This is a genomic window from Methylocapsa aurea, from assembly GCF_000746085.1.
Taxonomy (GTDB): domain Bacteria; phylum Pseudomonadota; class Alphaproteobacteria; order Rhizobiales; family Beijerinckiaceae; genus Methylocapsa; species Methylocapsa aurea.
In genome coordinates this window covers 70,162-84,110 of record NZ_JQKO01000014.1, presented here as the reverse complement: position 1 = coordinate 84,110, position 13,949 = coordinate 70,162, and the positions used below count along the sequence as shown (strand labels likewise).

The window sequence follows — 13,949 nt, the reverse complement described above, 5'->3', positions numbered from 1 at the left end:
ATCATGCCAGGATGAAAGCGTGCAAATCTGGTCCGCTCTCCGCCGCCTGCTGCCGATCCTCGCTGTAGTAGGCCTCATTGCTTGGCCATTCGCCGTCCCCGCGGCGGCCTATGTGACAACGGCTGCCCCAACGACGGTTATGGCGCAGGGCATGCACTGCGATGGGCATGGCAATCCGCCGTCGCCCGATTGCCAGAAAAAATGTCCGCTGATGGCCGCCTGCGCGGCCAATTGGCTCCAAGCCGCTCCGGCCGACTCGACTTCACGCGTCGTCTTGCCCAGTTGCTCCGATGTGATCGTTCCGCATGATGACGCGGAGCGGCGCGGCTTGACCGAAGCGCCTATCCCCCGCCCCCCTAGATCCTAGGTCCATCGCCGGCATTCCCGCCGGCCGCCTCGATGCGGTTTTCCCGCCGCCGCTCGGGCGTCGCATGGCTTCAACCATGACATTTGGCGCGCGCGAAGCGCGGCCGAACGATGGCTCCAGGATCATCAAACCATGAATCACTTCCAAAAAAGGTGCGCCGCCGCGGCGCCGCTCCGTCTCGCTCGCTCAATCGGTTGCCCTCAGGGGACAGGAGCTTTGCTATGAGGGCGCCGGGCTGGACAAGCCTCGCCCTCGCCGCCGTCCTCTCGACGGCGGGCGGCTATTTTGCGGGTCGCCACAGCCCTCAGAGTCTCGCCATCCCCGACCACGCGGAACCGCAGCGAACTGCGAGCAAGCCGGAGGCAAGCGAATCCAAGCGGCGCATCCTCTATTACCGCAATCCGATGGGCCTGCCCGATATCTCGCCGGAGCCGAAGAAGGATTCGATGGGAATGGACTATGTCCCCGTCTTCGACGGCGAGGACGAGGAGGGGTCCATCATCAAGCTCTCGCCGGGCAAGCTGCAGCGCAGCGGGGTCCGTTCCGAAATCGTCGCCAAGCGAGTGATCATGCGTCCCTTGCGCGCGCCGGGCTCGGTGCAGCTTGACGAACGAAGAGTTTCGATTGTTTCGACAAGGTCCGAGTCCTTCATCGACCACGTCGAAAATGTCACCACCGGCGACCGGGTCCGCAAGGGGCAGGTTCTGATGCATCTCCACTCTCAGGAAATCCTGTCGGCGTCGGCTCAGTTTGTCTCAAACAGCGCGTTCGAAGGCGCAAGGCGCCGTCTCGAAAATCTCAATGTTCCAGCCGAAGCGATCGAGGACATGCAGCGCTCCCGCAAGGTCATTCATTCGATCGGCTGGAGCGCGCCGCGCGATGGCGTCGTGCTCGAGCGCAACGCCGTCGAAGGCATGAAGGCGGCGGCCGGCGACGTGCTTTTCCGCATCGCCGACCTTTCGACGATCTGGGTCCTCGCCGACGTGCCCGAACATGAATTGAGCTTGGTCCGGACCGGCGCCTCGGCCGCGATCCGGGTGCGTGGTCTGCCTGATCGGACCTTCAGCGGCCGCGTCGGCCTCATCTATCCGCAGGTCAACAGCGCGACGCGAACCACCCGCGCGCGCATCGAGATCGCCAATCCGGACGGGCTCCTGCTGCCCGATATGTATGCCGAGGTCGAGATCGCGACGGGATCGCCGCATCCGGTCGTCGCCGCTCCCGACAGCGCCGTGATCGATGCCGGCGCGCGGCGAATTGTCATCCTCGATAAGGGCGAGGGCCGTTTCGAGCCGAGAGAGGTCAAGGTCGGAGCGCGCGGCGCCGGTCTCGTCGAGATCTTGCAAGGCTTGGAGCCAGGCGAAAGGATCGTCGTCTCGGCCAATTTCCTGATCGACGCCGAAAGCAACCTCAGGGCGGCGCTCGCCGGCATGACCGGCGCGGAGGCGGCGCCATGATCGGCGGCCTGATCGGCTGGTCCGCCCGCAATCTGGTCCTGATCTTTGTCGGGACAGCTTTCGCCATCGCGGCTGGCCTATACGCGCTGCGCACGCTGCCGCTCGACGCCATCCCCGATCTCTCGGATGTCCAGGTCATCGTTTATACGACCTATCCGGGTCAGGCGCCGCAGGTGGTCGAGGACCAGGTGACCTTTCCCTTGACCAGCGCCATGCTGACCGTCCCGCGCTCCAAGGTGGTCCGCGGCTTTTCATTCTTCGGCGCATCATTCGTCTATGTCATTTTCGAAGACGGCGTCGACCCCTATTGGGCGCGCAGCCGGGTGCTGGAATATCTCAACGCTGCGGCGCAACGCCTGCCGCCGGGCGTCAGTCCAAGCCTCGGGCCGGACGCAACCGGGGTCGGATGGGTCTATCAATATGCCATCGTGGCAAAGGATATGACCCTGGCCGAGCTGCGTTCGCTGCAAGACTGGGTTGTCCGCTATGCGGCGTCCAAGGCCGAGGGCGTGGCCGAGGTCGCGAGCGTCGGCGGCTTCGTCAGGCAATATAATATCGTGGTCGATCCGCTTCGGCTCAGGGCGCAGGGGCTCTCGCTGTCGAAGCTTCGCGAGGCGGTGCGCGCCAGCAATATGGATGTCGGCGGGCGAACGGTCGAGCTCTCCGAATTCGAATTCATGATCCGCGGCAAAGGCTATCTCAAAACTACGGCCGACATCGAGAATATCGTCCTGAAAACCGAACGCGGCGCGCCTTTGCGGCTCAAGGATGTCGCGCGCGTCGAGATCGGGCCCGATGAGCGGCGCGGAATCACCGAGCTCAATGGCGAGGGCGAGGTCGCAAGCGGCATCGCCCTGCAACGGTTCGGCGCCAATGCGCTCACCGTCATCGAGAACGTCAAGGAGCGGCTCGCCGCGATCGCCCCCAATTTGCCGAATGGCGCGAAGATTATTCCGGTCTATGACCGTTCGCGCCTCATCGAGGCTGCGATCGAGACGCTGCGCGGCGCGCTTGTCGAGGAAAGCCTGATCGTCGCCTTGGTCTGCGTCGTCTTTCTGCTCCACTTGCGCAGCGCGCTGGTCGCCATCCTCATGCTGCCAGTCGGGATTCTGCTCGCCTTCGCCGCCATGCGGTCGATCGGCCTCGGCTCCAACATCATGAGCCTTGGCGGAATCGCCATCGCGGTCGGCGCAATGATCGATGCGGCCATCGTCATGATCGAGAATGCGCATAAGCATCTCGAACGCGCGCCAAGGGGCAAGCCGCGCCTCGACATTCTGGTCGAGGCCATGGCCGAAGTCGGCCCGGCCTTGTTCTTCAGCCTTCTCGTCATCACTGTCTCTTTTTTGCCGATCTTCACGCTCGAATCGCAAGAAGGCCGGCTGTTCGGCCCGCTCGCCTTTACCAAGACGTTCGCGATGGCGGCCGCGGCGCTGCTGTCGATCACGCTGGTTCCAGCGCTCATGGTCATCTTTGTGCGGGGCAAAATCGTTCCGGAGCACAAGAACCCGGTCAATCGAGTCCTGATCGCACTCTATCGGCCGATCATTCGATCCGTGCTCGGCGCGAAGGGCCTTACCATCGTCGCGGCGCTCGCCATTCTGGCCGCAAGCCTATGGCCCGCGCGCCAGCTCGGCGGCGAGTTCATGCCGAACCTCGACGAGGGCGCGCTCATGTATATGCCAACGACATTGCCGGGACTCTCCGTCACGAAAGCGGCCGAGCTGCTCCAGATGCAGGACCGGATCATCAAGGCCTTTCCCGAAGTCGAGTCCGTCTATGGCAAGGCCGGACGCGCGCTGACGGCGACCGACCCGGCCCCGATCGAAATGTTCGAGACGATCATCAATCTCAAGCCGAAGGCCGCCTGGCGGCCGGGCCTCACCATCGATGGCCTCAAGGCGGAAATGGATAGAGCGCTGCAATTCCCGGGAGTCTCGAACGCCTGGACGATGCCGATCCGCGCCCGCATCGACATGCTCTCGACCGGCATCCGCACGCCGGTGGGCGTCAAGATATTCGGCGCGGATCTCGCTCGGATGGAAGAAATCGCGCGCGAAGTCGAGGCGGCCTTGAAGAAAGTTCCGGGCACGGCGAGCGCTTATGCCGAGCGGGTGAGTGGCGGCTATTTCCTCGACATCTCGCCGGACCGCGATGCGCTCGGACGTTACGGTCTTTCAGTTGGCGATGTGCAGGATGTGGTTTCAAGCGCCCTCGGCGGCGAGGCGGTCACGACGATGGTGGAGGGTCGCGAAAGATATAACGTCAATATCCGCTATCCGCGCGAGTTGCGCAGCGACCCCCAGGCGATCGCCGGCGCGATCGAGGTTCCGCTGCCGGGCGGGGGAACCGTTCCGCTCGGTGAAGTGGCGGGCGTCAAGCTTACCCGCGGCGCGACCTCGATCCGCACCGAAAACGGCCAGCTCGCCGTCTATGTTTTTGTCGACATCAAGGATCGCGATCTCGGCGGTTATGTCGCCGAGGCTCGAGAGGCGGTGGCGAAGGCGGTGGCCTTGCCGGCCGGCTATTCCATCGGATGGAGCGGGCAGTATGAATATCTGCAGCGGGCTGAAGCGCGGCTGAAGATCGTGGCGCCGGTAACACTGCTTATTATTTTCCTCTTGCTCTATCTTAATTTCCGAACGCTTACAGAGACGCTCATCGTGATGCTCTCGCTGCCTTTCGCTTTGGTCGGCGGAATCTGGCTCATGTGGCAGCAGGGATTCAACATGTCGGTCGCGGTCGCGGTCGGGTTTATCGCGCTCGCGGGCGTCGCGGCGCAGACCGGCGTCGTGATGCTGATCTATCTCGACCAGGCCATGAAGCAGCTCAAGGCGGAGAGGCTGGCGGCCGGCCGCCCCTTCACCCAGGCCGATGTAAAGGAGGCGATCATGCTCGGCGCGGTCGAGCGGGTGCGCCCCAAGATGATGACCGTGGCGGCGATCATGGCGGGCCTTGTCCCGATCCTTTGGAGCACAGGCGCAGGCTCCGAGATCATGCAAAGAATAGCCGTTCCCATGATTGGCGGGATGATGTCCTCGACCGTGCTGACCCTCATCGTCATTCCCGCCATCTTCGGACTGATCGAGGGCTGGCGGCTCTCCCGTAGCGGCGCGGCGGCGAATAGCAGGGTCGAGCCAAAGCCAGGCGCAAGCGATGCCGACTCGGCGCGAGAGAGGTCGGCATGATGGAGGGAGAGCGTCAGGGCGTTCCCCTCTGGCCGGGAAGCGCTCAAGCTAAAAGAAAAGCCCAAGAAAGGGGAACCATCAAGCTGCGAAACCTTTTCTAAGTATGCTTTTCCAAAGGCTGTAGTTCGATGGCGAAACTTCAGGCTCAACTCAAGCGGGAAGTCCAAGAACAGGGCGCGCGGGCGCCGTCCGAAAGAGATTATTTGTCCCTGCTTCTGGATCAGGCTGACGAATTCTCTCGGCGGCTGGGGATCGGGAAGGACGTCGTCCTGGAGACCTATACGGAGACGTCCGATTGGACCTTCGTCATCAAGGTTGACGCGCTCATCGAAACCGCCTGTCGCGAAATGATCTCTCGGCTTCGCACGACGCTTGGCGGCAAGAGGACCGTCGGCAAGAATGTTTACGCATCGATCGAGCACATCGGGGTCCAGGGCGGGGAGTCCGCTCTTCGACTTACCGAAGCGATGGAGGGTCCAAAAGACGATGTTCGCTTTCTAAGGTGCTTGAAGCGCGCCCGGGATGCATTTGCTTATGACATTCGCTCGGTCAACATGAGCTTGGCGGAAATGATCGAGATGCTTGGAGACAGAGCTCAGTTCTGGAGCGCCTTCTCTGCGATGGGCGATGATGGCAACGACGCGGCGCGGCGCGCCGGCGTGATCCGCAACGATCCGGGTTTTCTTCGGTTTGGAATTCTTCGTCAATCAATGGATTTGCTGCAACTGATGCACGCCAAGCTTTTTGAGAGCGCGGATGATTGCATCGACGCGGCCCCCGAAGCCCCGCCTGGCGCCAGCATTGCGCCCGCCCTGAGATTGGTTGGCGAGACAGGGGCGGATGCTTCAGGACGGCCCTTGTCGATAGACTCTACCCGGAGCGGCGCAAGGTCCGCAACGGCGGCTGCTTTTTTTCGACATTCCTTTACCAATCCGACAAAGCCAAACCGGACGCGGTCCCTTTGGGCTTACGTCCTGGCCTTCGCGGCGAAGAGTCTTTTCGCAATCGGCGGCCTAGCCGCCGCCGCAATCATATTCTCCCTTTATGGGATTTTGCCCGCGATCCTTGTCGGGGCCATCGCGCTGGTCCCTGTCGGGCTCGACAAATGGACTGCCGGCGCCTGGAAGGGACATTGCCCCCATTGCGGTTCGCAGATCGCGGTTCCACCTAGCAAAGAGGCCAATTTCGAATTTGGCTGTCCCGTCTGCGCCACACGAATCGTTCTACGCGACAAATCATTTTCCATGCTTTAGATCACGATGCTTGGTGATTGATCGAGGCGAGTTGGCCTTCCTGCGATCACTCGTAGAAATAGCCCTGCACAGTCGAATAAGGCGGAAACTCCTTCGGCAATTGCCGCCACTCACAGCCCATCGAACCTATGTACACGATCGCATCGACGACCGACCGCAACTTTGTCGCTCGCGGACGTCCAATCGGCGAAGCAAGCGGCATCATCGGTTCGATCAAAGCCCATTCCGCATCGGTCAAGTCCCTTGCGTAGTGCCGGCTTTCACGCCGATACTGAGGCCGGGTGGTTTCATTCCAGGTCATCGCGGTCTCTATCGAATCTTCGCAAATCCGACGGAATCGCAACCTTTTGAAATCACATAACTCTTTTTCAGTCGGGCACTGAGAGATCGCTGTAGGCCTAGAGCAGGCCTACCTCCTACTCGATCAGATTTAGTTGCCCGGGATGAGTGGAAAGAGGAAGCGCGTCGCGGGCTAGTATTTTCGCGCCAGAACTCGAGGCTGCTTGAATTCTCACTAACTGCGCCATAGGTAGATTTTGCCCAACATAAAAGGGAGATTTCAAAAGGGAGATTTCAAAATGGACATCCTTAAAAGTATCGTTCTCGGCGCAACAATGGCGGGCGCTCTCGCGCTTCCGGCATATGCATGCACTCAAGAAATGGTCGGAACCGACAGCGGTTTTGGCTACATTCGTGGAACACCTGATCGTAGTGGTGAGCAGCTTTGGAAGCTTTCCACTGGTTCGGTGGTCGACTGGTGTGGTCGTAATTCGACCGATGATGAAGGAATTACCTGGCATTGGGTTACGTTCAAATCCCAAGAGGAGCCCTGGGCGCACAATGGATGGATATCGTCGCGCATTCTCCAACAGACGGGGCGAAGCGTGGGGAGGTACAGGGGAACTCAACCCAACAGACCAGTTCAACACAACTGATCGGCATAATTTGCATTAGCTAAGATTTAATCTGACAGTAGTGTTCTGGCCCGCTGGCACAACGGTAGGCGGTGCCTGGAGGGGGTTGCGAAGCGCCCCACGTCGGCTATCGTTGTGCTTTATGACGCGCTCAAAATTGCCCAACTATCTGGGGCGCGAAGTTGCGAAGCTGAAGCCTTGGGGATCCCTTCTTGAATAGCAGCGCAAAAAGCCACCGACCGACATGTTCACATTCGCTGGCATTTTCATTTCAGAATGCCGGGCTTTTGCTGGCTTACTCCACCCTACCCGTGTGAGTGGCCCTCTTGCTCTCCGGCATTGGTGCAGAGCGGGGCCTACCGGACCTAATATTACATTGCAATTTCAATGACATAAGCGTTCGCGGTTTTACCCCGACCGGCACGCCAAATTTATCAATGGCTTATCTGGTCATCGCAAATCCGACGAAATCACAACCCTTTGAAATCACCCACCTCCTTTCAGCCGGGCACTTAGGCGCGGGCGGAAAAGTCGCGCCGCATTCTCACAGCCATGCTTGGGCGCGACCGCCAGCGAACGCGCGCCGGTCCAACCGCCAACCCGCTTGACCCCGCCCCGCCGAAGCGCGAGGAGAAGCGCTAGCGCTTTCCTCAAGCCTCGCCGGTGATCAAATGCCCCTGCCCTCCCCCGAAAAGCAAGCCATCGCCCGCGAGACTGCAAAAATGCTGATCGAGGCAAAGGCAATCTTGTTCAATGCGGAAACCCCTTTCATCTTTACGTCGGGCTGGGCGAGCCCTGTCTATACAGACATGCGCAAGATCATTTCCTACCCGCGCCTGCGCCGCCGCCTCATCGAATTCGCTGCGGCGACGATCGAGCGCGAAATCGGCTATGAGAGCCTCGACGTCATCGCGGGGGGAGAGACGGCGGGGATTCCTTTCGCCGCCTGGCTCTCCGACCAGTTCATGCTGCCTATGCAATATATCCGCAAGCAGCCGAAAGGGTTCGGCCGCAACGCTCGGATTGAAGGCGATCTTCACGACGGCGGCCGCGCCCTCCTCGTCGAGGATCTCGCCACCGACGGGCGCAGTAAGGTCGGCTTCTGCAACGCCCTGCGCGAGGCGGGACAGCGCTGCGATCACGCCTTCGTCTTTTTCTTCTACGATATTTTTCCGCAAACGCCGGCGATCATGACCGAACTCGGCCTGACCTTGCATTATCTTGCGACCTGGCGGGACGTTGTCGCGCTCGCCCGGGAAGACCATTATTTCGAGACTGCGACGCTCGATGAGGTCGACGCCTTCCTGCGCCAGCCGGCGGAATGGTCGGCGGCCCATGGCGGCGTCAGCGCGTTCAATCCGGCGGGCTGACCGGATTTCGAATCGCGACTATTTCCGGATCAAGCGCTCCTTGACGAGAAACTCGAAAGCCCGGACATAGGCCCTGTCGTCATCGCCGCGGAATTGGCCATTGGCATAGGCGACATAGGCGTCCGACTTGAGGTCCACAACGTAAATATCTACCGTGGAAATCAAGGTCGAGACCTTATGCACAACCGCCAAAACGGCGGCGTCGGCGCCGGCCTCCTTGGCGATGTCGCGCCAGCACCCGTTGCAGTTGTAGCGCGGTTCGGTCGCCGCGATCTTGGCGGCGAAAGGCGTGAGATCGACGCTCCGATAGGCGCCGGACGCTTCAAGCAATTGCGCCAGCGTGCGGGTCGCGAGTTCGAGCCGCTCCTTCTGACCCGGCTTCACCCCCTCGCCGCTGGTATCCCAAAGCTCGACCGGGAAGATTGCCGTCGGCCGGGGAGTCTCGGCGCGCGCCGAGGGGCCCGCCGCCTCGAACGCCGCCAGAAATGCCCCGAGGGCGAGCGCCACAAATGCGCGCATCTCTCTTCTTTCTGATCTCGGACCGGCTTCGACGCGCTCAAGCCGCGCCGGAGCGCGCCACGGCGGCGGCACTGCGATCAACCCGCGTGTAGAGCGTCCAGCGAGGATCGAAGATGAACTTCAGCCACAGGCCGACCCATGACTTGTGGGTTTTCAGATCGGCGTAGAATTCCGGCGCCATTTGCTTCAAGCGCGGCAGCCGCGACCAAGGCGCATCGGGAAAATCATGATGTTCGTTGTGATAGCCGATGTTGAGCGCAATCAGATTTAGGGGACCGTAATAATCGAAAGTCTCTTGGGCCGGATCGGTGGTGAAATGCTCCTGAACCCAGCGGGCGGCCAGCGGATGCAAGCCTCCAACGGAAAACCAGAACGACGCAAAGAGATACAGCAATGCGTTCGGACCAAAGAAGGTCAGAATGGCGATGTCATAGACAATGATGCAGGCGGCATTGACGAAGGTCCAGGCACCCCACATTGGCACGGCGCCCTTCAAACGGCCGAGGCGGAAGAGCTGCAGCGCCGGGAAAAAGAACATCCAGGCCGCCTTGCCATACCAGGTGCGCCCAAACAGGCGCGCCTCCCAATGGCTAGGCAAGTCGGCGTCGTAATCGTAATCGCCGAGATGCGAATGATGCTTCATATGATAGCAGCGAAACCCCATCGCGGTTGGGAAGGCGTTCGGCAGATCGGCGAAGATCGCGACCCATTTGTTGAGAGAGTTGGATTTGAAGACGCAATTATGGGTCGCGTCATGGATGACGACGAACATGGCGTGATTGGCGAAGGCGCCGACGCAAAAAGCGCCAAGCAGGGCCGCCCACCAATAGGCAAGGCCGAGATAGCCGAAAAACGCCGCCAGCACGGTCTGACCGATGACGACGGCGAGGGTGATCGCCGCCGTCCTTGGGTCGCGCCCGATCAAGGCTTCAACCTCGGGATGGGCCGCGAGAATCGCGCGCCGGCGCAAGGGATGCGGACGTTTCGCGGTGGTTGGAATGAACGAATTTTCGCGCGACGCGGAGGTTGCGCTGTGGATGGACGAGATGTCGAAAGCGTGAGAGCTCATGCGCCGATCTTCCTTCTCATTTCGTTCGGTTCGATCTGTCGTGGTCCCGCTCGCCGCCGTCTAGAGCATATTCCGAACAGATTGGTTCAATCTGTTCGGAATATGCTCTAGACTCTTTAACACTGGAGCGATTTCTGATCGATCGACTGACTCCCTTCGATCGGAAAGCGCTCTAGCCGGCTCCGCCTGAAATGCCCATTATGTCTTATCGTCCTCCCCGTCGCCGAAAGGGCTCACGGCGCGAGGGATTTCTCATAGATGCGATGAATCTTGTCGATGCGCCCGCCGGCAAGTTCGATCGGCCGGCGCATGCCGATATTATCCTCCAAAACCCAGCCGAATTCGACGTGCTCGAGCGGACTTGTTCCGCTACGCCGCCGGCATTCCTCGATAAAGGCTAAAATGACCGCGCCGCCCGCGGCTTTTCGATGCAAGGCGCGGCGGACCCCAAAAAGGGCGAGCCGTCCCGACTTGAACGCGTGAGTCCTGATTCGCGAGATCAAGCGCGGCAGACCGAGCGGAAATAGCCGGCCGTCGAGATCGGCGGTGATCTCGTGCAAGTTTGGCAAGATGATGCCGAAAGCTTGCGCGACGCCATCGAGTTCGACCATGAATCCGCCTTCGACGGGCATGACGAGCTTCAGTCCATCGGCGGAGGACAGGAACTCCTTAAGGGTGAAAGGAACGAAGCCCCAGTTTTCGCTCCAGGCGTCGTTGAATATCTCGACGATGATCGCCGCCTCATTTTTGAGATTCTTGAGATTCAGAGTTCTGATCTTCAGTCTGTCGCGCCATTCCGGCCGCGCCAAAATGCCCGGCTTCGCCAACCGATCTTTGTCGGTCACCTCGTAACGATAAGAAATCAGATCATGCGCCTTTTTGTAGCCGCGCCGCTCCAGCGCAGCCGCGAGATAAGGCGGATTCCAAGGCATGAAGACCATTGGCGCAGCGTCGTAGCCTTGCACGAGCAGGCCCGCCTCGCTGTTGACCGATGGTGAAAAGGGCCCATTCACGCGGTCCGCGCCGCGTTGGCGCAGCCAGCTTTCGGCCGCCTCCGTCAGGGCCCCGATAACGGCGTCATCGTCGATCGCGTCCAGACAGCCGAACTGCGCCCGCGAGGCCCCGACCGGCGCATGGGCCTCCTTGTAGACTTGCGCGTAAATCCGGCCAACGAGCGCGCCATCCTTGCGGGCGAGCCATGCCTGCGACTCGACAAGCTTGAAATGCGGATTGAGCCGCGCTGCGTGCAATGTCCAGCGCTCGGCGTCAAGAGGCGGCGCGAATCCCTGCTGACCCTTATAAAGAACGCGGGGTAGCCGGCAGAAAGCGAGAAAATTTCGAAGCCCGTCCGCAGGAATAATCTCGATGGTCTCTTTGGCCATAGCCTTCCTCTCGAGCGTCGTAGCGAAGCAAACGCCGTTTTCTTTGAGAACGCAGGCCTATAATCCGCATCGGTTTCGCCCTAAACGCTGGCGCCGTTCGCGGATCGCGCGCCAATGCAAAGATCTGCTTCCAATGCTCTGGTATGGATTGCGCGGATTTGCTCCCTAACCCTGCCCTGAACCCCCAGAAGGCCGCCGGCCGGGGGGACGCGCCATGGCGCGACCGAATGCCAAGGTCTTTCTGAATGGTCAGGTCGCCGCGCTGAGCGCATGGGCTGGCGCCATTGAAATGCTTTTCCGCTTGGCCAAAAGATCGATAACGCTCCGGATTTCCGCCTCCGTATGCAGAGCCGAGAGGAAGAAACGCAGCCGCGGCTGGTCCTTCGGAACGCCGATCTGGATGATTGGCGGCACATAAACCCCGTGCGCCATCAAATGGCGGGAGGCGGCCAAGGTTTCGAGACTATCGGAGAAGAGGATCGGGACGACGCCGCGCCCGATGGCCGGCCCGGTGTCGAGCCCAGCTTCATGCGCGAGCTCCACGAACAGTTCGGCGTTCTCACGCAGGCGATCGATGCGCCAGGTCTCTTGCTGCATCAATTGCAAAGCGGTCTCCGCCGCCGCCGAAATGACGGGCGACAGACCGACGCTATAGACGAAACCCGGCAGCGTATAACGCAGCCACTCGATCACCGGAGCCTTGGCGCAGACGAAGCCTCCGCAGGAGGCGAGGGTTTTCGATAAAGTTCCAATGATGAGATCGATCTGCTGTGGGTCTACGCCGACATGCTCGCAAAGTCCGCGTCCATCGGTGCCGAGCACGCCAATCGAATGCGCTTCATCGAGCAATAGCCAAGCCTTGCGCCGCTCCTTGACCTCCACCAGCCGCGCAAGGTCGGCGATATCGCCGTCCATGCTGTACAGGCCCTCGGCCACGACGAGAACGTTGCGAAAATTGTCGCGCCGTTCACGCAAAAGGAAATCGAGGTGATCGAGATCATTATGGCGGAATACAATGGTCTCGGCGACGGCGCTCTTGGCGCCGCTGACGATGCTATTATGCGACAATTCGTCGATGAACAGCGCGTCGCGCGACCCCAAGACATGCGAAATGGTCGTCACGTTGGCGAGATAGCCGCTGACCAGAGTCAGGGCCGCTTCCACCCCCAGAAATTTGGCGAGCCCTGTTTCCAAATGGCGATGCGAGGATCGTTCGCCGCCAACGAGGCGAGAGGCCAGAGCGCCGACGCCAAAAGTTTCCAGCGCAGCCGACGCCGCCGTCTTGACCATTGGATGGGACGCCAACCCCAGATAGTCGTAATTGGCGAAACTGACGAAATGCTGGCCTTTCGCCGCGGCCTCTTGGCGCAAGCTATCGGTCGGCGCGAAGAATGGATCCCCTTCCGCCAGATAGGCCTTGCCGGCGAGCCGGAAGCGCTTCGTTGCATAGTCGGAGAGGCTGTTGATCTTAGACACGAAATTCGGAAGTCCAAATCGAGTTCAAAAAACGCCCCGCAAATTGCGGCGTCTCGACAACAATGGATCGAACTGATCCCCGGATAGCAAATCGACGCATAGCATCATGAGTGGAGGGGAGCAAAAGGTGATCTTCGACCAATGCCCAGCGCGCCGGCGCACAGGCAACCTCAGAATGACATAAATATTTTAAGTTCAAATACTTACCAGATATAGTCAATTCCGGTTACAAAACGTAACAAAGCCCTATCGGCGCCAGCGCCACAAGAGCATCGACTGCTCCGGCATGCGCGCCAGGGGGCGAAAACGAATCAAATCTATGCCGTCCCTGTTACGCTTGCGGTCCCGCCATAGACAAGCCGCCGCGCAACCGGCAAGGGCGGCGATTTCGTCCGATCAACGAATCCGCCAAACTCGAGGCGCGGGAAGCAATCGCCGACGCCGCTCTACTTACGGAAATGACGCCGCAAGCCCGGCGCGCCGGAGCGCGAAAAACGGCGCTGCGGTCAGGACAAATCAATCGCGTAGCGCTTGAGATCGGCGAGGGCGCAATAATCGAGCGCGCCTTCATGGGTCGCCTGAAGGACGACGCGCGGCGTCATTCCGGCTTCGAAAGCCTGCTGCCAGCGCGGCGCGCAAAGACACCAGCGATCGCCCGGTTTGAGGCCGGGGAAGCCGTAATCCGGGACCGGCGTCGACAGATCATTGCCGGCAGCCTTGGAAAAAGCCAAGAACGCCTCGGTTGCGACGATGCAGACGGTGTGGCTGCCGACATCCTCCGCGGCGGCATCGCAGCAGCCGCTGCGGTTGAACCCCGTGATCGGATCGGTTGAACAACTCGCCAGAGGTTGCCCCAAGACATTGCGGGAAGGCCCGCGTCCGCGACCGCCAGTATCATCCCTGAACATTTGCGCTCCAAAACGCCGGGGTTTGCAACGGATTTGAACAAGCCGC

11 protein-coding genes and 1 pseudogene are annotated in these 13,949 nt (G+C 60.6%); 6 read left to right on the top strand and 6 right to left on the bottom strand.

Annotation, left to right across the window (positions count from 1 at the left end; genetic code table 11):
• Positions 1-19 precede the first annotated feature (19 nt).
• The 4 genes from DL86_RS18730 to DL86_RS11255 all read left to right on the top strand — a co-directional run bounded on the left by DL86_RS18730 (position 20) and on the right by DL86_RS11255 (position 6,265).
• Positions 20-367, top strand: coding sequence for a hypothetical protein (locus tag DL86_RS18730; RefSeq protein WP_156964598.1), 348 nt, complete (start codon positions 20-22; stop codon positions 365-367).
• Between the two features lie 221 nt (positions 368-588).
• On the top strand, positions 589-1,824 hold the full coding sequence (locus DL86_RS11265) for an efflux RND transporter periplasmic adaptor subunit (protein ID WP_036261351.1): 1,236 nt from the start codon (positions 589-591) through the stop codon (positions 1,822-1,824).
• Entirely contained in the window at positions 1,821-5,012 is a 3,192-nt protein-coding gene (locus DL86_RS11260; RefSeq protein ID WP_051953232.1) for an efflux RND transporter permease subunit, read from the top strand. The genes DL86_RS11265 and DL86_RS11260 overlap by 4 nt, the downstream gene beginning before the upstream one ends.
• A 128-nt stretch (positions 5,013-5,140) precedes the next feature.
• Complete coding sequence (locus DL86_RS11255) at positions 5,141-6,265, top strand: hypothetical protein (protein ID WP_036261350.1); 1,125 nt, start codon at positions 5,141-5,143, stop codon at positions 6,263-6,265.
• A 49-nt stretch (positions 6,266-6,314) separates the two neighbouring features.
• Here the strand turns inward: DL86_RS11255 and DL86_RS19270 are convergent.
• Positions 6,315-6,566 (bottom strand): annotated as a pseudogene (locus tag DL86_RS19270) (transposase); the annotation flags it as partial.
• A 277-nt stretch (positions 6,567-6,843) separates the two neighbouring features.
• On the opposite strand from DL86_RS19270, the gene DL86_RS19810 reads away from it, so the two are divergent.
• Together DL86_RS19810 and DL86_RS11250 are read left to right on the top strand one after the other, a co-directional pair.
• Positions 6,844-7,200 (top strand): hypothetical protein, encoded by a 357-nt coding sequence (locus DL86_RS19810; RefSeq protein ID WP_156964597.1) that lies wholly within the window; start codon positions 6,844-6,846, stop codon positions 7,198-7,200.
• Between the two features lie 650 nt (positions 7,201-7,850).
• Positions 7,851-8,549 (top strand): orotate phosphoribosyltransferase, encoded by a 699-nt coding sequence (locus DL86_RS11250; RefSeq protein WP_036261348.1) that lies wholly within the window; start codon positions 7,851-7,853, stop codon positions 8,547-8,549.
• 18 nt (positions 8,550-8,567) lie between these two features.
• Here the strand turns inward: DL86_RS11250 and DL86_RS18725 are convergent, their stop codons facing one another.
• The 5 genes from DL86_RS18725 to DL86_RS11225 form a co-directional block, all read right to left on the bottom strand.
• Positions 8,568-9,068: a DUF3280 domain-containing protein gene (locus DL86_RS18725; protein WP_156964596.1), complete on the bottom strand. Its 501-nt coding sequence runs from the start codon at positions 9,066-9,068 to the stop codon at positions 8,568-8,570.
• Between the two features lie 37 nt (positions 9,069-9,105).
• Positions 9,106-10,137: a fatty acid desaturase gene (locus DL86_RS11240; protein WP_051953230.1), complete on the bottom strand. Its 1,032-nt coding sequence runs from the start codon at positions 10,135-10,137 to the stop codon at positions 9,106-9,108.
• A 233-nt stretch (positions 10,138-10,370) separates the two neighbouring features.
• Entirely contained in the window at positions 10,371-11,519 is a 1,149-nt protein-coding gene (locus DL86_RS11235) for a hypothetical protein (protein ID WP_036261346.1), read from the bottom strand.
• A gap of 249 nt (positions 11,520-11,768) precedes the next feature.
• Complete coding sequence (locus DL86_RS11230) at positions 11,769-12,995, bottom strand: aminotransferase class I/II-fold pyridoxal phosphate-dependent enzyme (protein ID WP_036261344.1); 1,227 nt, start codon at positions 12,993-12,995, stop codon at positions 11,769-11,771.
• Positions 12,996-13,501: 506 nt separating this feature from the next.
• Positions 13,502-13,903 (bottom strand): DUF2237 family protein, encoded by a 402-nt coding sequence (locus DL86_RS11225; protein WP_036261343.1) that lies wholly within the window; start codon positions 13,901-13,903, stop codon positions 13,502-13,504.
• Between the last annotated feature and the right edge of the window lie 46 nt (positions 13,904-13,949).